The sequence below is a fragment of the Paraburkholderia sp. DD10 genome (assembly GCF_049177125.1).
Classification (GTDB): domain Bacteria; phylum Pseudomonadota; class Gammaproteobacteria; order Burkholderiales; family Burkholderiaceae; genus Paraburkholderia; species Paraburkholderia terricola.
The window spans coordinates 2,948,189-2,970,569 of sequence record NZ_CP185393.1; the positions used below are offsets into that span (position 1 = coordinate 2,948,189).

The window sequence follows — 22,381 nt, forward strand, 5'->3', positions numbered from 1 at the left end:
CCGGAGACAGACCATGCTGCTCATGATCGACAACTACGACTCGTTCACCTACAACCTGGTGCAGTACTTCGGCGAACTCGGCGAGGACGTGCGCACCTACCGCAACGACGAAATCACGCTGGACGAAATCGCGAGGCTCAACCCCGAGCGCATCTGCCTGTCGCCGGGTCCGAGCAATCCGCAACACGCCGGCATCACGCTCGACGTGCTGCGCGAATTCGCCGGCAAGACGCCGATTCTCGGCGTGTGCCTCGGCCATCAGGCGATCGGCGAGGCGTTCGGCGGCCGCGTGGTGCGCGCGCAGACCATCATGCACGGCAAGGTGAGCACGATCGAAACCGACTGCAAGGGCGTGTTCGCCGATCTGCCCAGGCACTTCGCCGTCACGCGCTATCACTCGCTCGCGATCGAACTCGAGTCGCTGCCCGAGTGCCTGGAAGTGTCCGCATGGACCGAGGACGGCGAGATCATGGGCGTGCGCCACAAGCAACTCGCGGTCGAAGGCGTGCAGTTCCACCCGGAAGCGATCCTGTCCGAACACGGCCACGCCTTGCTCGAAAACTTCGTGAAACAGTCGAAGTCCGCCGTCACCCACCGCACCGCTTGATGAAGAGAGACGACATCATGTCGATTACGCCCCAGGAAGCGCTGCAACGGACCATCGAGCACCGCGAGATTTTCCACGACGAAATGCTGCATCTGATGCGGCTCATCATGCGCGGCGAACTCTCGCCCGTGATGTCGGCGGCGATCATCACCGGCTTGCGCGTCAAAAAAGAGACCATCGGCGAAATCACCGCCGCCGCCACGGTGATGCGTGAATTTGCCCGGCACGTCGAGGTGCAGGACAACTCGAATTTCGTCGATATCGTCGGCACCGGCGGCGACGGCTCGCACACCTTCAACATTTCCACGGCGACCATGTTCGTCTCCGCCGCGGCGGGCGCCAGGGTTGCGAAGCACGGCAATCGCGGCGTGTCGAGCAAGTCGGGCAGCGCGGACGTGCTCGAGGCGCTCGGCGTGAATATCGACCTGCAGCCGGAACAGGTGGCGGCGTCGATCGCGGAAACCGGCATGGGCTTCATGTTCGCGCCGAACCATCATCCGGCCATGAAGAACATCGCGCCGGTGCGCCGCGAACTCGGCGTGCGGACCATCTTCAACATCCTCGGGCCGCTCACTAATCCGGCCGGCGCGCCGAATCAGCTCATGGGCGTATTTCATGGCGACCTCGTCGGCATTCAGGTGCGCGTGATGCAGCGCCTCGGCGCGAAGCATGTGCTGGTGGTGTACGGCATGGACGGCATGGACGAAGTCTCGCTCGGCGCGGCGACGCAAGTCGGCGAGTTGCGCGACGGCCAGATCCACGAGTACGAGATTCATCCCGAGGACTTCGGCATGCAGATGGTGTCGAACCGCACGCTGAAAGTGGCCGACGCCGCCGAATCCAAGGTGATGCTGCTCGAGGCGCTCGACAACAAGCCCGGCGTCGCGCGCGAAATCGTCACGCTGAACGCGGGCACGGCGCTCTATTCGGCGAACGTGGCCGCGTCGATCGCGGACGGCATTCAGCTCGCACGCGAAGCGATCGCCAGCGGCAAGGCGCGCGCGAAGGTCGACGAACTGATCCGCTTCACCCAGCAATTCAAGCAGTCATTTTCGTAGCGAGATACTCATGAGCGACATCCTCGACCGCATCATCGCGGTCAAACGCGAAGAAGTGCGCGCGGCCGAACAGAGCGCGCCGCTCGAAGAACTGCGCCTCGAAGCGTCGGCGCGCGATATCCGCGATTTCGTCGGCGCATTGCGCGCGAAGCACACGGCGGGGCTCGCCGCGGTGATCGCCGAAGTGAAGAAGGCCAGCCCGTCGAAGGGCGTGCTGCGCGAGCACTTCGTGCCGGCCGAGATCGCGCGTTCGTATGAGAAGCACGGCGCGGCCTGCCTGTCCGTGCTCACGGACGTGCAGTTCTTCAAGGGCAGCGTCGCGTATCTGCAGGAAGCGCGCGCCGCGTGCGGCCTGCCGGTGCTGCGCAAGGACTTCATCGTCGATCCGTACCAGATCGTCGAAGCCCGCGCGATGGGCGCCGACGCGATCCTGCTGATCGCCGCCGCGCTCGATACCTCGCAGATGCAGGACCTCGAAGCGCTCGCGCATTCGCTGGGCCTCGCGGTGCTGGTCGAGGTGCACGACAGCCGCGAACTGATGGAAGCGCTCACGCTGAAAACGCCGCTGATCGGCATCAACAACCGCAATCTGCGCACCTTCGAAACGTCGATCGAGACGACCATCGGCATGCTCGAATCGATTCCCGACGACCGCATCGTGGTCACCGAATCGGGCATCCTGTCGCGCGTCGATGTCGACCGGTTGCGGGCGATGGACGTGCATACGTTCCTCGTCGGCGAGGCGTTCATGCGTGCGGAAGAACCGGGCGTGGAACTGGCCCGGATGTTTTTCTAGGCGCGGCGTCGGGACACGGCAGAGGTAGCGGAGCACGTCATGGGCATGGAACGCGAAATCAAGCTGGCGCTGCCGGCGAGTCAGGTGAAAGCGGCGACGCAGTGGTTCGTCGAGCGCACCGGTGAAGCGGGCCGCGCGGTCAAGCTGTCGAATATTTACTTCGACACGCCTCGGCTGACGCTCGCCAGTTCGAAAAGCGCGCTGCGTCTGCGGCATACGCCGGACGGCTGGTTGCAAACGTTCAAGACGGTGGGTCTCGCAAAGGGTGGTTTGCACAGCCGGCACGAATGGGAAATGCCCGTGGCAGGCGAAAAGCTGGAGATCGACGCCTTGCTGCACGAGTGCGACGAGCCGGCCGCCGGGCAAGCGCTGCGCCGGGCTGCGCCGGAACTGATCGAACTGTTCCGCACGAATTTCACGCGCACGCTGTGGCATGTCGAGATCGACGGATCGAAAGTCGAGGCCGCGATCGACCAGGGCGACGTTCTGGCTCAGGTGAACGGCGAACTCCGCCGCGCGCCGATCTCCGAAATCGAGCTCGAACTGAAATCCGGCGATGAAGCCGCACTGCACGCGCTGGCGGCGGAACTCGGCAAGCAGGTCGCCGGCCTCGCTCCCGACGACATCAGCAAGGCCCAACGCGGTTATCAATTGCGAGCGAGCTGACTCCGCGGCACAAACCCGCACGGCAAACGCACCTTGAGCCCCAACGCGTTTGCTGCGACACTTCCCCGCCATGACCTCCGCATCCCGCACCCGCTCCACGCCGTCGCAGGCTTCGCTGTTCGGCGACGCTCCGGCCACGCCGGCCAACGCAACCGCTCAGCCGCACGCACAGCCAACGACCACGCTCGAAGCCCAATTCGACGCCCTGCCTCCCGCATGGCGCGCGCACCTCAAACCGTTCATCGAAAGCGACGCCTATGCGCCGCTATGCCGTTTCGTCGACGGTGAGCGCGCCGCCGGCAAAACCGTCTATCCCACCGACGTGTTCCGCGCATTGCGCCTCACCAGCCCGGACGACGTGAAAGTCGTCATCCTCGGCCAGGACCCCTACCACGGCGAAGACCGCGGCACCCCGCAAGCTCACGGACTCGCGTTTTCGGTGCCGCCCGCCGTGCGTCCGCCGCCCTCGCTGCGCAACATCTTCAAGGAAATCGCCGCGAGTCTCGGCTACGAGCCGCCGCGTCACGGCTGCCTCGACGCATGGGCCAGGCAAGGCGTGCTGTTGCTGAACACGGTGCTGACCGTCGAGCGCAATGCCGCCGCGAGTCACGCGAAACGCGGCTGGGAAAAATGCACGGATACGCTGATTCACGAACTGGCGATGCGCCACGACGGCCTCGTGTTCATGCTGTGGGGCGCGCATGCGCAGGCCAAGCGCGCGTTGCTCGGCGGCAAGTCGCATTACGTGCTGGAAGCGCCGCATCCGTCGCCGCTGTCGGCGCATCGGGGCTTTCTCGGCTGCGGGCATTTCGCGGCGGCCAACGAGTATCTGGCGAAGCACGGCCGCCAACCGATCGACTGGCGCTTGCCCGACGAAGCGCAGACGCTGGCTTAAGCGCTCACGAATGCCACTCGCGCCGGCGACACGGGCCAACGCCTCGAAGGCATAAAAAACGCCACGGAATTCGCATTCCGTGGCGTTTCTTCATTCGTCGCCGCTGCGCTCACACGCTGCGGTCACATACAGCGGTTACATGCAGCGGCGCAACCCTCGCAGCTTACGCGGCAGCGATCGCTTCGCGCGCGGCGGCCAGCGCGGCGCCGGCTGCGTCCGGGCCCATGTTCAGGCCTTCGGCGTAGATGAAGTTGACGTCGGTCATGCCGATGAAGGCGAGGAAGGTCTTGAGATACGGCGTCTGGCTGTCGCCCGGCGTGCCCAGATACTTGCCGCCGCGCGCCGACACGATGTAGACCTTCTTACCCTTCACGAGACCTTCAGGACCGTTCGCCGTGTACTGGAACGTGACGCCGGCGCGTGCGATGAAGTCGAAATACGTCTTGAGCTGCGACGAGATGCCGAAGTTGTACATCGGCGCACCGATCACGACGATGTCGGCGGCTTGCAGTTCGGCGATCAGCGCGTCGCTGCGCGCGGCGATCGCGGCTTGCTCCGGCGTGCGCTGGTCGGCGGGCGTGAAGAACGCGCCGAGCACGGCGTCGTCCAGATGCGGCAGCGGTTCGGCTTGCAGGTTACGGACGACGACTTGCGCGCCCGGATTCGATTGTTGCAGCTTGGCGGTGAGTTCGTTGACGAGGAGCGTCGAGTTCGCGCCTTGCGAGCGGGCTGCCGAGTTGATTTGCAGGATCGTGGTCATGGTTGACTCCAGTGGGGGCGCGCAGTGTTGCGCGAGTGGAGTCATTGTGTTTTTTTACCGACCCGGGAAAAAGCCATTGAAAGGCGACGGATTGTTGCACTGGTAGAACAATCCGCCACCCTCAGCCGCCGATTGACGGCACTACGGATTACGATCAGCTTGCCAGCCAGCGCTCGCGGGCCTTGCGCGCGGCAGGCCGCCTGTCGCTGATCGTGAGCTTGTAGCGCGTCGCCTCAGGCCCGTCCAGCTTGACTTGCGCGGCGCGCAGTTCGTCGCGGCGAAAGGCATGGATTTCCACCTTTGCGCCGGGCAGATAGCGCGACAGCAGCGCGTCGAGATTCGAGCCGGTGACGCGCAGGCCGTCGAGCGCGATCAGCACGTCGCCGGCCGAGAGGCCCGCTTTCTGCGCGGCGCTGCCGTCGTGAACCGCCGTCAGCGTGCAATCCGCCCCGCCGCGCACTCGCGCACCGAGCGACGGTTTGCCGTTCTTGTCGAGATCGGGCGCGAGCGTCACGCCGAACGGTTCGAAAAGCGCGTCGAGCGGCAGATCGCGCGTGCCGTGCACGGCTTCGGCGAACAGTTCGCCCAATTGCGCGCCGGTCGCTTCGGCGAAAATCGCCTCGATCTCGCTTTCCTCGACGCCCACCGGTTTGCCGCGATAAAAGTCACGGCCGAAACGCTGCCACAGCAGACGCATCACGTCGTCGAGCGATTTGCGGTTGCCGGTTTGCGCGCGGATCGTCAGATCGAACGCGAGCGCGACGAGCGAGCCCTTGGTGTAGTAGCTGACGATCGCGTTCGGCGCGTTTTCGTCCTGCCGATAGTATTTGACCCACGCGTCGAACGAGCTTTCGGCGACGGTCTGCTTCAGGCGGCCACTGCCGCGCTGCACGCCGCCGATCACCTTGCCGATCATGCCGAGGTAGTCGTCCGGCGAAATCAGGCCGCTGCGCACGAGAATCAGATCGTCGTAGTACGAGGTGAAGCCCTCGAACAGCCACAGCAGCGACGTATAGTTTTCCGCGTTCAGATCGTACGGCGCGAACACGGCTGGCTTGATCCGCTTCACATTCCACGTGTGGAAGTATTCGTGGCTGCACAGACCGAGGTAGGTCCGGTAGCCTTCAGTGAGCGCCTCGCGGCCTTGCACCGGCAGATCGCCGCGATCGCAGATCAACGCGGTCGAAGCGCGATGTTCGAGTCCACCGTAACCATCGGCGACGGCCTGCGTCATGAAGACGTAGCGGTCGACCGGCGCTTTCTTCGACTTCGGCTCGAACAACGCAATCTGCGCTTCGCAGATGCGCTTGAGGTCGGCGGAGAGCCGCGCCATGTCCAGCCCGACCACGCGCCCGGCGATCACGATGTCGTGCGGCACGCCATGCGCCTTGAAGGTGGCAAGCTCGAACTCGCCGAGCGTAACCGGATGATCGATCAAATCATCGTAGTTCTGCGCGCGATACTCGCCAAAGCCGTAACGTTTCGTGCCGCGCGCTTCCGGCAGCGCGGTGGCGACACGCCAGTTTCGATACACGGCGCCTGCCGGCTTCTGGATGTCGACCACGCACGGCGCGTCCTCGTGGCCGAGCGGCGAGAGAAACACGCTCGTGCCGTTGAAGAAACCCGTCGTATCGTCGAGATGCGCCGCGCGCACCGACAGATCCCACGCATACACCTCGTAACGCAGCGTCAGCGCGCCTTTGACCGGCGCGGCCCGCCACGTGTGCTTGTCGGTCTTTTCGACACGCACCTTGCGGCCCGCCTCATTGACGGCGCGCAGCGTGACGATGTTGCGCGCGAACTCGCGCACCATGTAGCTGCCCGGAATCCACACCGGCAGCATGAAACGCTGGCCAGCCGGATCGGGATCCGCGACGGTGACGGTGACTTCGAACAAATGGGCGGCGGGTTGGCTGGGAACGATGCTGTAGCGGATCGGCTTCATCGGGGATCGGAAGATTCGAGGCGGGATGTTCGGGGCTTGATGTGAAAGGAGGCGCACTCCGCGCCTCCTTGCTTCGATGTGCTGCCTTGCTCGGTTTCGGCGCTCAATGCACCGCGGACAATTCCTTATTCAGGCGGTCTGCCGGCACGGCGCCGGGCAAACGGCGGCCGTCGGCGAGGAACACCGTGGGCGTGCCTTCGACGTTCATCGCGCGGCCGAGCGCCAGGTTCTTGTCGATCGCCGCGGTGTCGCAGGTGCCGGCGGCGGTGGGCGCCTGATGGTCCTGCATCCACGATTCCCATGCTTTCGCGCGGTCGGTCGAGCACCAGATCGACTTCGACTTGGCGGTCGAATCCGGCGACAGCACCGGGTACAAAAAGGTGTAGACGGTGACGTTGTCGACCGATTTGAGCGTGGTTTCGAACTGCTTGCAGTACGGGCAGTTCGGATCGGAGAACACGGCGATCTTGCGCGCGCCGTTGCCCTTCACGACCTTCACCGCGTTCGCGAACGGCAGGCTCGCGAAATCGATGCGGTTGGTTTCCGACAGACGCGCTTCGGTCAGATTCTTGCGGCTCTTTGCATCGACGATATCGCCGAGCATCAGGTAATCGCCGTTCGCGTCGCTATAAATGATCTGCGTGCCGAGGTTCACTTCGTAGAGGCCGGCGATCGGCGATTTCGTCACGCTCTTGATCGTGACGTCGGCGAGACGCGTTTGCAGCGTGGCTTTGAGCTTGTCGGTGGTCTGGTCGGCCTGCGCCGAGCAACCGATCGTGACAGCGGCAATGGCGAGCGCGGCGGCCACCATGCGAAAGGGGTTTTTCATGCTGAATTCCTGAATTCTATCGCGCGTAGTGCGCGTTGTGCGACATGCGCGTTTGCTACGTCTTCATTTGCGACGTGCGCGTTGTGCGACGGTTCCGGTCTGACCGCAACGGCGTCCGTCCGTGCATGATACCCGTCTCGCCGCGCCGGCCATGCGAGGTAGCGCGCGTTACCCGAGCGCGGCCGACACCAGCCAGCGCTTGATGAACGGCTGGGCGCCGACGAAGGCCATGCCCGTATTGCGCAGCACCTTGGCGAACGGGCCGGGAACGGAAAAGAGCTTTTGCAGGCCGTCGGTGGCGATCATCAGCGCGCGGATGTCCTCGCGGCGGGCGCGCTCGTAGCGGCGCAGCAGCACCATGTCGCCGAGATGGCGAAACGACTCCTTGCCGGCGACGGTTTCGGCGAGCGCCGCGACGTCGCGCAGACCGAGATTCATGCCCTGTCCCGCCAAAGGATGAATCAGATGCGCGGCGTCGCCGACCAGCGCGACGTGCGGCGCCACCAGCCGGTCGACGGTTTGCAGCGCGAGCGGGAAGCCCTTCGCGGGCGTCACGCATTCGAGCGCGCCGAACTGGCCGCCCGTTACGCGTTCCACTTCGGCGGCGAGCTGCGCCGGATCGAGCGCGACGAGTTGCTCCGCGTGCTCGGTGCGCGCCGACCAGACCAGCGACACGTGGCCGTCCGGCATCGGCAGCAGCGCGATGATCTCGCCGTCCCGGAACCATTGGTAGGCGGTTTCGCCGTGCGGCTTGTCGGCCTTGAAATTCGCGACCACGCCGGTCTGTTTGTAATCGCGCCGGTTCATCTTCGAACCGATCTGTGCGCGCACCCACGAATGCGCGCCGTCCGCGCCGACCACCAGATCGGCTTCGAGCACGTTGCCGTTGGCGAGGCCGACGCTCGCGCCGTCGGCGGTAAAGTCCAGCGCCTGCGCGCGCGTGTCGATCCAGGTGAGATTCGGCTGGAAGCGCAGCGCCGCATCCAGCGCGCGCTCGATCACCGACGACTCCACGATCCACGCCAGTTGCGGCACCGAGGCCTGAAACGCGGAGAAATGCAGTTCGGCGTGCGCGTCGCCGTAGACCCGCATGTCGTACACCGGCCCGAGCCGCGACGGGTCGAGCGCCTGCCAGATCCGCAAGCGCTCCAGCAAAGCCTGCGAACTCGACGACAACGCATAGACCCGCGAGTCGAAAGCGGCACCGGCGGGCAACGCCGCGCAGGGTTGCGCGAGCAGCGCCACGCGCAGCCCGCCTTGCGTCAGCGCGAGCGCCGCGGTCTTGCCGACGAGCCCGCCGCCGATCACGGCGGCATCAAAGGTCTGGTGGTGTGCGTTCATGCGCGCATTATAGCCGTGGGGGTTGCGGGGGACGGATCGGCCGCGCGGCTTACCCGAGGCAGATCAAGAAGCCGATCCGAACGGGTTACAATTACGCCTTCCGTGACAAAACTCGCCCAGAATCGCCGAGGCAACGCCCGGTCTGGTGTCCTGTCCCGCTCCGCTGCGTTTCCTCCGCCACGCCAAACGCGAAGGCTTTTCGAATCCTGCACACAGCGTCGAGCGCATCACGCAATTTACTGAATCACTGAAGGATTTCCATGAGCCTCAAATGCGGCATCGTCGGCTTGCCCAACGTCGGCAAGTCCACCCTGTTCAATGCGCTGACCAAGGCGGGCATCGCCGCCGAAAACTATCCGTTCTGCACGATCGAACCGAACGTCGGCATTGTCGAAGTGCCGGACGCGCGCCTGAAGGCACTCGCCGAAATAGTCAAGCCGGAGCGCATCCTGCCGGCGGTGGTGGAATTCGTCGACATCGCCGGTCTCGTGGCCGGTGCGAGCAAGGGCGAGGGTCTCGGCAACCAGTTTCTCGCGAACATCCGCGAAACCGACGCGATCACGCACGTGGTGCGCTGCTTCGAAGACGAGAACGTGATTCACGTCGCGAACAAGATCGACCCGCTGTCGGATATCGAGGTGATCAACACCGAACTGGCGCTGGCCGACCTCGCAACCGTCGAAAAGGCGCTCGCGCGCTATTCGAAGGCCGCCAAGTCGGGCAACGACAAGGAAGCGGCCAGGAACGCCGCCGTGCTCGAAAAGGTCCGCGCGCAACTCGACCAGGCCAAGCCGGTCCGCGCGCTCGACCTCTCGGACGAAGAAAAGGCGACGCTCAAGCCGTTCTGCCTGATCACCGCCAAGCCGACCATGTACGTCGCCAACGTGAAGGAAGACGGCTTCCATAACAACCCGCACCTCGACGCGGTCACGAAATTCGCGGCGACGGAAAACGCGCCGGTGGTGGCGGTGTGCGCGGCGATCGAAGCGGAAATCGCCGACCTCGAGGAAGCGGACATGGAAGTGTTCCTCGCCGACATGGGCATGGAAGAGCCGGGCCTGAACCGCGTGATCCGCGCGGGCTTCAAGCTGCTCGGCCTGCAAACCTACTTCACGGCCGGCGTGAAGGAAGTGCGCGCTTGGACGATTCATGTGGGCGATACCGCGCCGCAGGCCGCGGGCGCGATTCACACCGACTTCGAGCGCGGCTTCATTCGCGCGCAGACCATCGCCTTTAACGACTTCATCACCTATAAGGGTGAGCAAGGCGCGAAGGAAGCGGGCAAGATGCGCGCTGAAGGCAAGGAATACGTCGTGCACGACGGCGACGTGATGAATTTTCTGTTCAACGTTTGAGGTTTGGTTTCAACGCGCGGCGGACGTCGTATTGGCGCCGTCGCCGTTCGAGGCAGCCCCCGGAAGTGCCTGCTCAGCCCGCTCCAAGCGGGCTTTTTCTTTGGTCGCTCTTCACCGCGCCGGGGCACCGGCACCGCGGCGGCATCGCGACACCGTCCCTTTCCGATTCATCGCGGCCGATGTTAAATTGCGGCATTCGGCGCCATCGAAGCAACGAGCCGCTCGTCGACCACCGACGCCGAACTGTCATCGAACACAAATAGAATCGCGCGGTTTCATCCGCGCCCCGTTCCCAGCAAGCATGTTGCAGGGACCAGACTAAGCGCTAAAGCGCTAACGCTGGTCGACCAAGGAGACAAATCGATGAGTTGCAAGCCGCTGTTCCGTTCGCTTTCCGTGGCCGCCGTGCTGAGCCTCGGCGTCAGCCAGGCCGCCCATGCCGCCACCGAAATCCAGTTCTGGCACGCCATGGAAGCCGCGCTGGGCGAACGCCTGAACGACATCGCCAACGCGTTCAACGCATCGCAAAGCGACTACAAGATCGTGCCGGTATTCAAAGGCACCTACGACCAGACGCTCGCCGCCGGCATCGCCGGTTATCGCAGCGGCAATGCGCCGGCCATTCTGCAGGTCTACGAAGTCGGCACCGCGACCATGATGCAGGCGAAGAAAGCCGTGATCCCTGTCTCGGACGTGTTCAGGCAAGCCGGCGTGCCGCTCGATGAAAAAGCCTTCGTGCCGACCATCGCGAGTTATTACAGCGACGCCAAGACCGGTCACTTGATCTCGATGCCCTTCAACAGTTCCACGCCGGTGCTGTACTACAACAAGGACGCCTTCAAGAAAGCCGGGCTCGATCCGAATCAGCCGCCGAAAACCTGGGCCGAGTTGCAAGTGGACGCGCAGAAGTTGAAGGCCTCTGGCATGGCGTGCGGATACTCGTCGGGCTGGCAAAGCTGGATTCAGCTTGAAAACTACAGCGCCTGGCACGGCGCGCCGTTCGCGTCGAAGAACAATGGTTTCGATGGCGCCGACGCGCAGCTCGAATTCAACAAGCCGGTGCAGGTCGCGCACATCCAGTTCCTGCAGAACATGCAGAAGGACGGCTCGTTCACCTACGTCGGCCGCAAGGACGAACCGATCTCGAAGTTCTATAGCGGCGACTGCGGGATCATCACGAACTCGTCCGGTTCGCTCGCCACCATCAAGAAGTACGCGAAGTTCAGCTTCGGCACCGGCATGATGCCGTACGACGCGAACGTGAAGGGCGCGCCGCAGAACGCGATCATCGGCGGGGCGAGCTTGTGGGTCCTGGCGGGCAAGGATCCGGCCGTGTACAAGGGCGTGGCCGCGTTCCTCGCGTATCTGTCGTCGGCGCCGGTCGCCGCGAAGTGGCACCAGGACACCGGCTATCTGCCGGTCACCACCGCCGCGTATCAATTGACGCAGCAGCAAGGCTTCTACGAGAAGAATCCAGGCAGCGACACCGCGATCAAACAGATGCTCAACAAGCCGCCGCTGCCGTACACGAAGGGCTTGCGTCTGGGCAACATGCCGCAGATCCGCACCGTCATCGACGAAGAACTCGAACAGGTGTGGGCACAGAAAAAGACGCCGCAAGAAGCGCTCGACTCCGCCGTCACGCGCGGCAACGAACTGCTGCGCCGCTTCGAAAAAGCCGGCAGCTAAGCACGGCGCCAGCCGGCAGGGTTTCGGCGTGCTTCGCGCCGGAACCCTGCCGGCAGCAAGTCGAACCCAGGACACCTTCGATGGAAAAGCGCTCCAGCTTCGGCACCAGCCTGCTGCCCTATCTGCTCGTCGCGCCGCAACTCGCGATCACGCTGCTGTTCTTTCTGTGGCCGGCCGGCGAGGCGCTGTGGCAATCCACGCAAAGCCAGGACGCGTTCGGCACGTCGAGCGAATTCGTCGGGCTCGCCAACTTCAAGCAGCTCTTCGCCGATCCGCTCTATCTGTCGTCGTTCAACACGACGCTGATTTTCTGCACGCTCGTCACGCTGTCCGGGCTTTTGATCTCGCTGTTGCTGGCCGTTTGCGCCGACCGCGTGACGCGCGCCGCCAAGACCTATCAGACGCTGCTGATCTGGCCGTATGCGGTCGCGCCCGCGATCGCCGCCGTACTTTGGTCGTTCCTGTTCAACCCGAGCATCGGCCTCGTCACCTATGCGCTGGCGAAGTACGGCATCGTCTGGAATCACGCGTTGAATGCGAGCCAGGCGATGTTTCTGGTGGTGCTCGCGTCGGTCTGGAAGCAGATCAGCTATAACTTTCTATTCTTCTATGCCGGCCTGCAGGCGATTCCGCGCTCGCTGATCGAAGCCGCCGCGATCGACGGCGCAGGACCCGTGCGGCGTTTCTTCGGCATCGCGCTGCCCTTGCTTTCGCCGACCAGTTTCTTCCTGCTGGTGATCAACATCACCTACGCGTTCTTCGACACCTTCCCCGTGATCGACGCGGCCACCGGCGGCGGCCCCGCGCAATCGACCCGCACGCTGATCTACAAGATTTTCGCCGAAGGCTTCCAGGGACTCGACATCGGCAGTTCAGGCGCGCAGTCGGTGATCCTGATGGTGATCGTCGTCGCGCTGACCGTCGTGCAGTTCCGTTTCATCGAACGCAGGGTTCAATACTCATGATCGAGAACCGCCGAGGTTTCGACCTCTTCTGTCATGCGGTGCTGATTTTCGGCGTCGTGCTGGTGGTGTTTCCCGTGTATGTCGCGTTCTGCGCCGCGACGATGAGCGAGCGCGAGATTTTCAGCGTGCCGCTCTCGCTCGTGCCGAGCTCCCATCTGCTCGAAAACGTCGCCACCGTCTGGGCCCGCGGCAGCGGCAATGCGGCGGCGCCGTTCGGCCGCATGCTGTTCAACAGCCTCGTGATGGCGCTGGTGATTTCGATCGGCAAGATCGCTGTCTCGATGATCTCCGCTTACGCGATCGTGTTCTTCCGCTTCCCGTTTCGCAATCTCGCGTTCTGGCTGATCTTCATCACGCTGATGCTGCCCGTCGAAGTGCGGATCTTCCCGACCGTGCAGGTCGTGTCGTCGATGCAGTTGAGCAACACGTACAGCGGCTTGACGTTGCCGCTGATCGCGTCGGCCACCGCCACCTTTCTGTTTCGCCAGTTCTTCATGACGCTGCCCGACGAGTTGATGGAAGCGGCGCGCATCGACGGCGCCGGGCCCATGCGCTTCTTCTGGGACGTGGTGTTGCCGCTATCGAAAACGAACATGGCGGCGCTCTTCGTGATCACCTTCATCTACGGCTGGAACCAGTACCTATGGCCGATCCTGATCACGAGCCAGCAGTCGCTCACGACGGCGGTGGTCGGCATCAAGAGCATGATCGCGTCCGGCGACACCGCGACCGAATGGCATCTTGTGATGGCCGCGACGCTGCTCGCGATGCTGCCGCCGCTCGCCGTCGTGCTGACGATGCAGCGCTGGTTCGTGCGCGGCCTGGTGGACTCGGAAAAGTGAGCCGCGGTAAGCCGCACCTCGCATGAACGAACGTCGGTCGCGCAATGAAAAACGCGAAAAACACCGCGCACGCCGCGGCAAGCAACGAAAGGCTAAAACAGCATGGCTGCACTGACTCTGCAAGGCGTTAAAAAAACCTACGACGGCAAACAGTTCGTGTTGCACGGCATCGACGTGGACGTCGCCGACGGCGAGTTCGTCGTGATGGTCGGCCCGTCCGGCTGCGGCAAGTCGACGTTGCTGCGGATGGTGGCGGGACTCGAACGCATTTCCGAGGGCGAGATTTCGATCGCCGGCAAAGTGGTCAACCGACTGGAGCCCAAGGATCGCAACATCGCGATGGTGTTCCAGAACTACGCGCTGTATCCGCATATGAGCGTGGCCGAGAACATGGGCTATGCGCTGAAGATCGCGGGCGTCGAGCGGGCGCAGATCACGCAGCGCGTGCAGGCCGCCGCGCAGATTCTCGAACTCGAAGCGCTGCTGCAACGCAAGCCGCGTGAGCTTTCCGGCGGACAACGGCAGCGCGTCGCGATGGGCCGCGCGATCGTGCGCGAGCCGGCGGTGTTTCTCTTCGACGAACCGCTGTCCAATCTCGACGCCCGCCTGCGCGTGCAGATGCGCCTCGAAATCCAGCGTCTGCATGCGCGGCTCGCCACCACCAGCCTTTACGTCACGCACGATCAGATCGAAGCGATGACCTTGGCCCAACGTGTGATCGTGATGAACAAGGGTCACGCCGAGCAGATCGGCGCGCCGACCGAAGTCTACGAACGGCCGGCGACGGTGTTCGTCGCGGGCTTCATCGGCTCGCCGGGCATGAATCTGCTGGAAGGCCGCGTGTCCGACGACGGCTCGGCGTTCGAAGTCGCCGGCAACGGTCCTAAGCTGCCGCTGACGGGCACGGCTGCAATCGGCGGCGAACTCGCCAACGGACGCGAATGGACGCTCGGCATTCGTCCCGAGCACATGACGCCGGGTCACGCGGATGCGCCGCATGCCACGCTCACCGTCGATTCCTGCGAGTTGCTCGGCGCGGATAACCTCGCGCACGGGCGCTGGGGCAAACACGACGTAACGGTGCGCTTGCCGCATGCGCATCGGCCCGCGGCAGGCGAGGCGCTGCAAGTGGCGCTGCCCGCGCGGCATCTGCATTTCTTCGATCCGTCGACGGGACGGCGGGTGAACTGAGCGAGCGCCAGAAGCACACGCAAAGAAGAACAATGCAAGGAGACCATGAAAAGCGTCACCGTTAGCCGTTTCCGTCCTTACGCCGCCATCGCGGTGGCCCTGCTGTTCAGCGCCTCGTCGGCGTTTGCCTACGTCGCTCCGGGCACCTCACCCGACGAATCCAACCTCAGCAATCACGACAGCTACACCAACCGCGACGGCAACACGGTTCACGCGCCGGCCCGCTCCCTGTCCGGCAAGGTGCCGCAAGGCGCCACCGCGCGCTGCCGCGACGGCACCTACAGCTTTAGCCGTCATCGCAGCGGCACGTGTTCACGGCACGGCGGCGTCGCGGACTGGCTTTGAGTTCCGCGCTTCGACGTTGCCGAAGGCGCGTAAACCGCGCTCAGCGCCAAGCTCACGGCAATCGACCCTGCCGCCCCGCCCTCACCGCGAAGTACAATGCCACCTGAACCACCCGCCCGCGCGCGGGGCGTCGCGCAGTTCGACGCCGCACGCCATGCCGCGCCGGCCGGCGCCGGGCACACTGCCCGGCCCTAACACCGATTACCCATCCACCCACGGCAGCCCGTCCTCGATGCGGCCGGCGTCGTCAACGTCTATTGCAAGCAAATGGCCCAATACGTCTTCACCATGAACCGGGTCGGCAAAATCGTGCCGCCCAAGCGTCAAATCCTGAAAGACATCTCGCTGTCGTTTTTCCCCGGCGCGAAAATCGGCTTGCTCGGTCTGAACGGCTCGGGCAAGTCGACGCTGATCCGCATCATGGCCGGTGTGGACAAGGACATCGAAGGCGAAGCCACGCCGATGCCGAACCTCAACATCGGCTATCTGCCGCAGGAGCCGCAGCTCGATCCGAACAAGACGGTGCGTGAAGCGGTGGAGGAAGGTCTCGGCGACGTGTTCAACGCGCAGAAGAAGCTCGACGAAATCTACGCGGCGTACGCCGAACCGGACGCCGACTTCGACGCGCTCGCCGCCGAACAGGCCAAGTACGAAGCGATTCTCGCGACCACCGACGGCGGCAGCGCGGACCAGCAGATCGAAATCGCCGCCGACGCGCTGCGCCTGCCGCCGTGGGACGCGAAGATCGAGCATCTGTCCGGCGGCGAAAAACGCCGCGTCGCGCTGTGCAAGCTGCTGCTCGAAAAGCCGGACATGCTGCTGCTCGACGAGCCGACCAACCACCTGGACGCGGAATCGGTCGATTGGCTCGAACAGTTCCTCACGCGCTTTCCGGGCACGGTCGTCGCCGTGACGCACGATCGCTACTTCCTCGACAACGCCGCCGAGTGGATTCTCGAACTCGACCGCGGCCACGGCATTCCGTGGAAGGGCAACTACAGCAGTTGGCTCGATCAGAAAGAAGAGCGCCTGAAGCAGGAAGAGTCGTCGGAATCGGCGCGTCAGAAGGCGATCAAGAAGGAACTGGAATGGGTGCGCCAGAACCCCAAGGGCCGTCAGGCGAAGTCGAAGGCGCGTATCGCCCGCTTCGAGGAACTGAACAGCCAGGACTACCAGAAGCGCAATGAAACGCAGGAAATCTTCATTCCGGTCGGCGACCGCCTCGGCAATGAAGTGATCGAGTTCAAGAACGTCAGCAAATCGTATGGCGATCGTCTGCTGCTCGATGACGTCAGCTTCAAGATTCCGGCCGGCGCGATCGTCGGCATCATCGGGCCGAACGGCGCCGGCAAGTCGACGCTGTTCCGCATGCTCACCGGCCGCGAACAGCCGGATTCGGGCGAGATCGTGCAAGGCCCGACGGTCAAGCTCGCCTACGTGGACCAAAGCCGCGACGCGCTCGACGGCTCGAAGACCGTGTTCGAGGAAATCTCCGGCGGCGCGGACGTGCTGACGGTCGGCAAGTACGAAACGCCGTCGCGCGCGTACATTGGCCGCTTCAACTTCAAGGGCGGCGACCAGCAGAAGATCGTCGGCAATCTGTCGGGCGGCGAGCGCGGCCGGCTGCATCTGGCGAAGACGCTGATCGCGGGCGGCAACGTGCTGCTGCTGGACGAACCGTCGAACGACCTCGACGTGGAAACGCTGCGCGCGCTCGAAGATGCGTTGCTGGAATTCGCCGGCTCGGTGCTGGTGATCTCGCACGATCGCTGGTTCCTCGACCGCATCGCCACGCACATCCTCGCGTTCGAAGGCGATTCGCAAGTCACCTTCTTCGACGGCAATTACCAGGAATACGAAGCGGACAAGCGCGCGCGCCTTGGTGAAGAAGCTGCACGTCCGAAGCGTCTGCGTTACAAGCCGATCGCACGCTAAGTCCTGACGCCGCGGCCCGCTCGCCGGTTGGCGGGTGGGCCGTTTTTTCGAGCGCGGCCGGCGTGTGGCCCGCTGTTGCGCTCACCGCTGCACGCCGGCATTCGTCGGCGTTTTTTGTCAGGCGGCGGGGCACGCGCGTTGCTCGCCACGGCGTGATCTCAGGTTCAGGCGGAATGCCGCCGTTGCGTCAGTCGGAGCATGCGCGAACCGTTACGATCACAGCCGCACTGCACGACGCGGTGACGAGGAGGCAAGCATGGCGATGTCCAAGAGCAAGCGCTGGCTCGTTTCGATGAGCGGTGTGCTGCTGGTGCTGATCGTCGCCGTGGTCGGCGCGCTGCAATTCGCGCAGCGCGAAGTCAAGGAACGTGTGATCGCGGCGCTCGGTCCGCTTGGCAGCGCGGAAAGCATCCGCGTCGGTCTGACCTCCGTTCATCTCAGTCACGTTCTGCTCAAGGCGCCGCCCGGCTGGCCCGCCGGCGATCCGCTCCGAGCCGACGAAATCATCCTCACGCCCGATATCCGCGACCTGATCGCGCGGCGCATGCATATCCGCAGCGTGGTGGTGCGCGGCTTCGACATGGCGGTGTTGCGCAGCAAGGACGGCACGATCCGCTTGCTGCCGAATCTGCGCCAGTCGCTCAACGCCGACGGCAAGGACGACGTCGGCCGCAGCGCCGCGCCGGCATCGCGTGAAAAACTGGTCGATCACATTCGCTTCGAGCAGGGCAACTTCCATTTCCACGACATGACGGTCGGCCCGCCCGCTTTCAAAGTGACGGTCAGCAACGCCAATGCCACCGTCGATCACCTGCATCTGCCGGCGCTCAGCGAACCGACCAGCGTCGACGTCACCGGGTCGATCAAAGGCCCGGCGCATACCGGCACGGTGTCGTTCGGCGGCTGGATCAAGGTCGCGAACAAGGACTCGCAAACCGTCAGCAAACTGCATGGCGTCGATGTGGTGATGCTCGATCCGTACCTGCTGAAAAAGGCCGGCGCGAAGGCGCAAGTGACGGGCGGCACGATCGATCTCACCGTCGAATCGACGGTGCGCAATGACCAGTTGCACGCGCCCGGCACGATGACGGTCCACGGTCTGCAACTCGCCGAGAGCGGCAATCCGCTCGACACCTTCATGTCGATTCCCACGAAAGCGGCGGTCGCGGCGCTCAAGGCGCGCAACGACGACATCACGCTGCATTTCGTGCTCGACGGAAATCTGCGCGACCCGAAGTTCTCGGTGCAGGAAAGTCTGATGACGCGCATTGCCGCCGGGTTTGCCAAAGCGTTGGGCGTAAGCGTCGAGGGCGTCGCGAAAGGCGCGGGGGAAACGGTGAAAGGGTTGGGTAACGCGTTGAAGAATCTGCTGGGGCAGTAGTGGAAGCCGGCGCAAAGCTTATAGAGGCGAGAGCGCAAACGCGTTGCGTCGCCGCTTCGCCTGAACAACACCGCTGCTTAAACCGGCAGCCCCAACTCGCGCAGCTTCGCTTCGGTTTGCGCGGCGCTGATGTGATGCACGCCGTGCCAACCGAGCGCGATTGCCGCTTCCGCATTCTTCTGGTTGTCGTCGATGAAGACGAGTTCGCCGGGCTCGATGCCCGGCATTTGTAGCTCGATCCGCTCACGCATTGCCGCGAAGATCGCTGGATCGGGCTTCACGAGCCCCACCCGCCCCGACACGATGATGTCGCGAAACCGCCGCAGCGCAGGGTAATGCTCCCACGCATACGGAAACGTCTCCGCCGACCAGTTCGTCAGCCCGAACAGCGGCACGTCGGCGGCTTCGAGTTTTTCCATGATCGCGACGCCTTCTTCCAGCACGCCGGCGACCATCTCGTGCCAGCGCTCGTAGAACGCGCGGATCAGCGGTTCGTGATCGGGAAACCTGGCGATCAATTCGTTCGTGGCCTCGACGATCGGCTGGCCGCCATCCTGACGGATCACCCAGTCCATCGAACAAACGTGGGTGAGAAACCAGCGGCGCTCAGCTTCGTCAGGAATCAGCTGACGATAAAGATACTCGGGGCTCCAGTCGATCAGCACGCCGCCGAAATCGAACACGACTGCCTTGATTGCCATGCACTCTCCGTAAGCCACGCAATTGCGGCGATCAGATGGGTTGCGTGCGCAGTTCCAGCCATGCGCGGACGTCGCCCGACACGTGCGGCCACAAACGCGTGCGCACCATCTCGTGGTACGCGTTGAGCCACGCGCGTTCGTCCTCGCGCAGCAGCGCCAGATCGAGGCAACGCGTGTCGATCGGGCACAGCGTGAGCGTCTCGAACTTGAGGAAGTCGCCGAACTCCGTTTGTTCCGCGGGCACGTTCAGCACGAGGTTTTCGATCCGTACGCCCCACTTGCCCGGACGGTAGATGCCCGGCTCGACCGACGTGATCATGCCCTCTTCCATCGCGGTCCACGGTTCGGCCGGCGCATAGTGCGAAATCACCTGCGGGCCTTCATGCACGTTGAGGAAGTAACCCACGCCGTGACCGGTGCCGTGACCGTAGTCGGCGCCGGCTTCCCAGATCGGCGCGCGGGCGATCGCGTCGAGCATCGGCGAGCGGATGCCGCGCGGGAATTTCGCGCGCGACAAAGCCATCGTGCCTTTCAGCACGATCGTGAAATCGCGCCGCTGTGCCGCGCTGAGGGTGCCGATCGGCACGACGCGCGTGATGTCGGTGGTGCCGCTCAGATATTGCGCGCCGGAATCGATCAACAACAGCCCGTTGCCCTCGATCACCGAATGCGATTCCTCGGTGGCGCGATAGTGCGGCATCGCGCCGTTCGCGTTGAAGCCCGCGATCGTCGCGAAGCTCAGCGAGACGAAGCCGGGACGGCGCGCGCGGGCCGCCGTGAGGCGTTCGTCGATGGTCAGTTCAGTAATGGTTTCGCGGCCCAACGCGCCTTCGAACCATGTGAAAAACTCGGCGAGCGCCGCGCCGTCCTGCTCCATCGTCTCGCGCACGTGGGCGGCTTCGGCCTCGGTCTTGCGCGACTTGAAAAAGGTGGAAGGGTTGACCGCCTCGACCACCGTTACCGTTGACGGCACCGACTGGAGCGAACCGTAGGTGATGCGGCGCGGATCGATCAGCAGCGTGCTGCCGGCGGGCAGCGCGGCCAGCGCGTTTGCGGCCTTGGCATACGGTTCGACGCTGATACCGTCGCGCGCCAGCGCGTCGGCCAACGCCTGCGGCACCTTGCCGTCGGCGACGAAGAGCGACGCGTGGTCGACGCCGATCAGCGCATGCGCCACGAACACCGGGTTGTAGCTCACGTCGGCGCCGCGCAGGTTGAGCAGCCACGCGAGGTCGTCGAGCGTGGAGACGAAATGCCATTGCGCGCCCTTTTCCGCCATCGCGCGGCGAATCTGCGCGAGCTTTTCCGAACGCGCGACGCTCGCATGCGGCGCGGCGTGCTCGAACACGGCGTCGGCCGGCAGCGACGGACGCTGCGGCCAGATTGCGTCGAACAGATCGACGTCGGTACGCAGCTTCACGCCGTGCGCGGTGAGCGCCTGGGTCAGGGCGCGCGCCGCCGCCACGCCGAGCACCGCGCCGTCCACGCCGACCGTGGCGCCCGCCGCCACGTTCTGCGCGAGCCACTCGAAATGCGGGGCGGTCTGCTGGCCGCCGGTCATCTTCATCAACTGGACACCGGTGCCGGCCAGTTGCGCATTGGCCTGCTCCCAATAGCGGCTGTCGGTCCAGACGCCCGCGAAATCGGCGGTCACGATCAGCGTACCGGCCGAGCCGGTGAAACCCGACAGCCACTCCCGGCCCTGCCAACGGCCCGGTAAGTATTCAGACAAATGCGGATCAGCGGACGGCACCAGGTAGGCGGCGACGCCTTCGCGCGCCATGACGTTGCGAAGTGTGGCAAGCCGTTCGGGGATGGGGGAGGTTTCGGGGAGTCGGGCATTCATCAGAGTCACCTGCAAATATTCATCGACGGGACAGCAAGCCGACCGTCACGGCAACGGCGATCAACGCGATGCCGGTACACACCGGCCATTCGAGCAGATCGCCGTCATGGAAGAGACCAGTCACGTTGCCGGCCATGCGCGCGATAGCGGCGCCGAGCAGTCCGGTCAGGAGCGCCACCCACCATCGGGTTCGGCTCGAACGGCGCAGCGGATGCAGCCACCAGCCCGCAAGGCCGATCGCCGACCCCAGAACCACAATTCCGGGCCAACCCATTAGCGGCGGGTCTCGCGCAGTTTCAGATTTATCTCATGGGCGCAGGGGGACTGGACAGCTAGCATTCTTGTCTCATTAACTCTAGAGGTTCAGCACGGCGCTTTCCGCATAGCGGTTGAGTTTAGGGGTCGGGGTGATGTTAGGCAAGCTGTAAGCCTTACGAGAAAACCTGGTTCCTGCTGATTGCCACGCTGACAGCACGCCATGCGAATCGCCCTCATCGAGCCGGACCTGCGCCACGCCAAACTGGTCGGCCAGTTGATTTTCGCCGGCGGCCATGTGTGCCAGCACTTCACCGCGAGCACACCGTTTCTGAGCCGCGCGGCGGACGAATTCTTCGACCTTCTCATCACCGAAAGCTGGGCCGGCGACCATTCCGCCGAAGACGTGATTGCCCGCGCCCGCGCCATCCTGCCCAGCTTGCCGGTGATCGTGCTGATGTCGGCGCCGCGCGAAAGCCAGATCGTGGCCGCGCTGCACGCGGGCGCCGACGACTGCGTCAGTAAACCGGTCAGCGGCCCGGAGATGCTGGCGCGGGTCGACGCCCTGCTGCGGCGCGCCGGCCTGCGGCGCCCGCCCAACCGGCGGCGCGACGTCATCGGCGGCTACGCGTTCGACGCAGCGCAACTGGGCGTCACTTTCCGTGATCAGACGGTCACGCTGACGCCGAAGGAATTCCGCTTCGCGCGCCTGCTCTTCAACAATCTGTCGCGGCCGGTATCGCGCGCGCATATCCTCGAAACCGTCTGGGCGTGCCGGCGCGACGTACGGTCGCGTACCGTCGACACGCATGCGTCGCGCGTGCGGACCAAATTGCAGTTACGCCCCGAGCACGGCTATTGCCTGACGCCGCTATATGGCTACGGCTATCAACTCGACGCGCTCCCGCCGGAGGCCGCCGCGAAAGCTGCATGACGCGGGCTCAATGTAAGAATGGTGAAAACGCTATAATATTCAGCT

At 64.3% G+C, this 22,381-nt stretch carries 21 protein-coding genes; 14 read left to right on the forward strand and 7 right to left on the reverse strand.

The genetic code is table 11. The features are described from left to right. Positions 1-13: 13 nt before the first annotated feature. The 5 genes from ACOCG7_RS28610 to ACOCG7_RS28630 all read left to right on the forward strand — a co-directional run bounded on the left by ACOCG7_RS28610 (position 14) and on the right by ACOCG7_RS28630 (position 4,022). A complete protein-coding gene (locus ACOCG7_RS28610; RefSeq protein ID WP_114163182.1) occupies positions 14-607 on the forward strand; it encodes an aminodeoxychorismate/anthranilate synthase component II in 594 nt (197 codons plus the stop codon). A 17-nt stretch (positions 608-624) separates the two neighbouring features. Next, complete coding sequence (trpD, locus tag ACOCG7_RS28615) at positions 625-1,665, forward strand: anthranilate phosphoribosyltransferase (protein WP_114163580.1); 1,041 nt, start codon at positions 625-627, stop codon at positions 1,663-1,665. 10 nt (positions 1,666-1,675) lie between these two features. Then, positions 1,676-2,461 (forward strand): indole-3-glycerol phosphate synthase TrpC, encoded by a 786-nt coding sequence (trpC, locus tag ACOCG7_RS28620; protein WP_083086433.1) that lies wholly within the window; start codon positions 1,676-1,678, stop codon positions 2,459-2,461. 39 nt (positions 2,462-2,500) lie between these two features. Continuing rightward, entirely contained in the window at positions 2,501-3,127 is a 627-nt protein-coding gene (locus tag ACOCG7_RS28625) for a CYTH domain-containing protein (RefSeq protein ID WP_114163183.1), read from the forward strand. Between the two features lie 70 nt (positions 3,128-3,197). Beyond that, positions 3,198-4,022: a uracil-DNA glycosylase gene (locus tag ACOCG7_RS28630; RefSeq protein ID WP_073431009.1), complete on the forward strand. Its 825-nt coding sequence runs from the start codon at positions 3,198-3,200 to the stop codon at positions 4,020-4,022. 163 nt (positions 4,023-4,185) lie between these two features. On the opposite strand, the gene ACOCG7_RS28635 is transcribed toward ACOCG7_RS28630, so the two are convergent. From ACOCG7_RS28635 to ACOCG7_RS28650, 4 genes are all read right to left on the reverse strand, one after another. Then, positions 4,186-4,782: an FMN-dependent NADH-azoreductase gene (locus ACOCG7_RS28635; protein ID WP_114163184.1), complete on the reverse strand. Its 597-nt coding sequence runs from the start codon at positions 4,780-4,782 to the stop codon at positions 4,186-4,188. Between the two features lie 154 nt (positions 4,783-4,936). Further along, positions 4,937-6,727 carry a M61 family metallopeptidase gene (locus ACOCG7_RS28640; protein ID WP_114163185.1) on the reverse strand — a complete coding sequence of 597 codons (1,791 nt, stop codon included), beginning with the start codon at positions 6,725-6,727 and terminating at the stop codon, positions 4,937-4,939. Positions 6,728-6,830: 103 nt separating this feature from the next. After that, positions 6,831-7,556 carry a DsbC family protein gene (locus tag ACOCG7_RS28645; protein WP_083086431.1) on the reverse strand — a complete coding sequence of 242 codons (726 nt, stop codon included), beginning with the start codon at positions 7,554-7,556 and terminating at the stop codon, positions 6,831-6,833. A gap of 168 nt (positions 7,557-7,724) precedes the next feature. Next, the gene (locus ACOCG7_RS28650) at positions 7,725-8,897 is read right to left on the reverse strand and encodes a UbiH/UbiF family hydroxylase (protein WP_114163186.1); all 1,173 of its coding nucleotides are present in this window, start codon (positions 8,895-8,897) and stop codon (positions 7,725-7,727) included. A gap of 260 nt (positions 8,898-9,157) precedes the next feature. On the opposite strand from ACOCG7_RS28650, the gene ychF reads away from it, so the two are divergent. The 8 genes from ychF (at position 9,158) to ACOCG7_RS28690 (ending at position 18,600) form a co-directional block, all read left to right on the forward strand. Further along, a complete protein-coding gene (ychF, locus tag ACOCG7_RS28655) occupies positions 9,158-10,252 on the forward strand; it encodes a redox-regulated ATPase YchF (RefSeq protein ID WP_073431004.1) in 1,095 nt (364 codons plus the stop codon). Positions 10,253-10,615: 363 nt separating this feature from the next. Beyond that, the gene (ugpB, locus tag ACOCG7_RS28660) at positions 10,616-11,941 is read left to right on the forward strand and encodes a sn-glycerol-3-phosphate ABC transporter substrate-binding protein UgpB (protein ID WP_114163187.1); all 1,326 of its coding nucleotides are present in this window, start codon (positions 10,616-10,618) and stop codon (positions 11,939-11,941) included. Positions 11,942-12,021: 80 nt separating this feature from the next. Next, positions 12,022-12,906: a sn-glycerol-3-phosphate ABC transporter permease UgpA gene (gene ugpA / locus ACOCG7_RS28665; RefSeq protein WP_114163188.1), complete on the forward strand. Its 885-nt coding sequence runs from the start codon at positions 12,022-12,024 to the stop codon at positions 12,904-12,906. After that, entirely contained in the window at positions 12,903-13,748 is an 846-nt protein-coding gene (gene ugpE / locus ACOCG7_RS28670) for a sn-glycerol-3-phosphate ABC transporter permease UgpE (protein WP_073431001.1), read from the forward strand. The genes ugpA and ugpE overlap by 4 nt, the downstream gene beginning before the upstream one ends. A gap of 102 nt (positions 13,749-13,850) precedes the next feature. Further along, positions 13,851-14,939 (forward strand): sn-glycerol-3-phosphate import ATP-binding protein UgpC, encoded by a 1,089-nt coding sequence (locus tag ACOCG7_RS28675; protein ID WP_073431000.1) that lies wholly within the window; start codon positions 13,851-13,853, stop codon positions 14,937-14,939. Positions 14,940-14,984: 45 nt separating this feature from the next. Next, positions 14,985-15,284 carry a DUF3761 domain-containing protein gene (locus tag ACOCG7_RS28680; protein WP_114163189.1) on the forward strand — a complete coding sequence of 100 codons (300 nt, stop codon included), beginning with the start codon at positions 14,985-14,987 and terminating at the stop codon, positions 15,282-15,284. A gap of 267 nt (positions 15,285-15,551) precedes the next feature. Next, positions 15,552-17,219, forward strand: a complete 1,668-nt coding sequence (ettA, locus tag ACOCG7_RS28685) for an energy-dependent translational throttle protein EttA (RefSeq protein ID WP_073430998.1) — start codon at positions 15,552-15,554, stop codon at positions 17,217-17,219. Between the two features lie 256 nt (positions 17,220-17,475). Continuing rightward, the gene (locus ACOCG7_RS28690; protein ID WP_114163190.1) at positions 17,476-18,600 is read left to right on the forward strand and encodes a DUF748 domain-containing protein; all 1,125 of its coding nucleotides are present in this window, start codon (positions 17,476-17,478) and stop codon (positions 18,598-18,600) included. 77 nt (positions 18,601-18,677) lie between these two features. Here ACOCG7_RS28690 and ACOCG7_RS28695 read toward each other — a convergent pair whose 3' ends face one another. From ACOCG7_RS28695 to ACOCG7_RS28705, 3 genes are read right to left on the reverse strand one after another with little or no spacing between them, the layout of a single operon-like run. Continuing rightward, positions 18,678-19,301, reverse strand: coding sequence for an HAD family hydrolase (locus ACOCG7_RS28695; protein WP_073430996.1), 624 nt, complete (start codon positions 19,299-19,301; stop codon positions 18,678-18,680). Positions 19,302-19,332: 31 nt separating this feature from the next. After that, a complete protein-coding gene (locus tag ACOCG7_RS28700; RefSeq protein ID WP_114163191.1) occupies positions 19,333-21,147 on the reverse strand; it encodes an aminopeptidase P family protein in 1,815 nt (604 codons plus the stop codon). A 19-nt stretch (positions 21,148-21,166) separates the two neighbouring features. Beyond that, a complete protein-coding gene (locus ACOCG7_RS28705; RefSeq protein ID WP_073430994.1) occupies positions 21,167-21,421 on the reverse strand; it encodes a hypothetical protein in 255 nt (84 codons plus the stop codon). Between the two features lie 204 nt (positions 21,422-21,625). Between ACOCG7_RS28705 and ACOCG7_RS28710 the strand changes: the two genes are divergently transcribed. Further along, positions 21,626-22,336, forward strand: coding sequence for a response regulator transcription factor (locus ACOCG7_RS28710; RefSeq protein ID WP_114163192.1), 711 nt, complete (start codon positions 21,626-21,628; stop codon positions 22,334-22,336). Positions 22,337-22,381 lie beyond the last annotated feature (45 nt).

Coding starts and splice junctions, on each gene's coding strand:
- ugpB (WP_114163187.1), top strand. CDS start 10,616: ATGAGTTGCAAGCCGCTGTTCCGTTCGCTTTCCGTGGCCGCCGTGCTG.
- ACOCG7_RS28635 (WP_114163184.1), bottom strand. CDS start 4,782: ATGACCACGATCCTGCAAATCAACTCGGCAGCCCGCTCGCAAGGCGCG.
- ACOCG7_RS28650 (WP_114163186.1), bottom strand. CDS start 8,897: ATGAACGCACACCACCAGACCTTTGATGCCGCCGTGATCGGCGGCGGG.
- ugpE (WP_073431001.1), top strand. CDS start 12,903: ATGATCGAGAACCGCCGAGGTTTCGACCTCTTCTGTCATGCGGTGCTG.
- ACOCG7_RS28680 (WP_114163189.1), top strand. CDS start 14,985: ATGAAAAGCGTCACCGTTAGCCGTTTCCGTCCTTACGCCGCCATCGCG.
- ACOCG7_RS28695 (WP_073430996.1), bottom strand. CDS start 19,301: ATGGCAATCAAGGCAGTCGTGTTCGATTTCGGCGGCGTGCTGATCGAC.
- ACOCG7_RS28675 (WP_073431000.1), top strand. CDS start 13,851: ATGGCTGCACTGACTCTGCAAGGCGTTAAAAAAACCTACGACGGCAAA.
- ACOCG7_RS28640 (WP_114163185.1), bottom strand. CDS start 6,727: ATGAAGCCGATCCGCTACAGCATCGTTCCCAGCCAACCCGCCGCCCAT.
- ACOCG7_RS28710 (WP_114163192.1), top strand. CDS start 21,626: ATGCGAATCGCCCTCATCGAGCCGGACCTGCGCCACGCCAAACTGGTC.
- ACOCG7_RS28625 (WP_114163183.1), top strand. CDS start 2,501: ATGGGCATGGAACGCGAAATCAAGCTGGCGCTGCCGGCGAGTCAGGTG.
- ACOCG7_RS28690 (WP_114163190.1), top strand. CDS start 17,476: ATGGCGATGTCCAAGAGCAAGCGCTGGCTCGTTTCGATGAGCGGTGTG.
- ychF (WP_073431004.1), top strand. CDS start 9,158: ATGAGCCTCAAATGCGGCATCGTCGGCTTGCCCAACGTCGGCAAGTCC.
- ACOCG7_RS28705 (WP_073430994.1), bottom strand. CDS start 21,421: ATGGGTTGGCCCGGAATTGTGGTTCTGGGGTCGGCGATCGGCCTTGCG.
- ACOCG7_RS28630 (WP_073431009.1), top strand. CDS start 3,198: ATGACCTCCGCATCCCGCACCCGCTCCACGCCGTCGCAGGCTTCGCTG.
- ugpA (WP_114163188.1), top strand. CDS start 12,022: ATGGAAAAGCGCTCCAGCTTCGGCACCAGCCTGCTGCCCTATCTGCTC.
- ACOCG7_RS28700 (WP_114163191.1), bottom strand. CDS start 21,147: ATGAATGCCCGACTCCCCGAAACCTCCCCCATCCCCGAACGGCTTGCC.
- ettA (WP_073430998.1), top strand. CDS start 15,552: ATGGCCCAATACGTCTTCACCATGAACCGGGTCGGCAAAATCGTGCCG.
- trpD (WP_114163580.1), top strand. CDS start 625: ATGTCGATTACGCCCCAGGAAGCGCTGCAACGGACCATCGAGCACCGC.
- trpC (WP_083086433.1), top strand. CDS start 1,676: ATGAGCGACATCCTCGACCGCATCATCGCGGTCAAACGCGAAGAAGTG.
- ACOCG7_RS28645 (WP_083086431.1), bottom strand. CDS start 7,556: ATGAAAAACCCCTTTCGCATGGTGGCCGCCGCGCTCGCCATTGCCGCT.
- ACOCG7_RS28610 (WP_114163182.1), top strand. CDS start 14: ATGCTGCTCATGATCGACAACTACGACTCGTTCACCTACAACCTGGTG.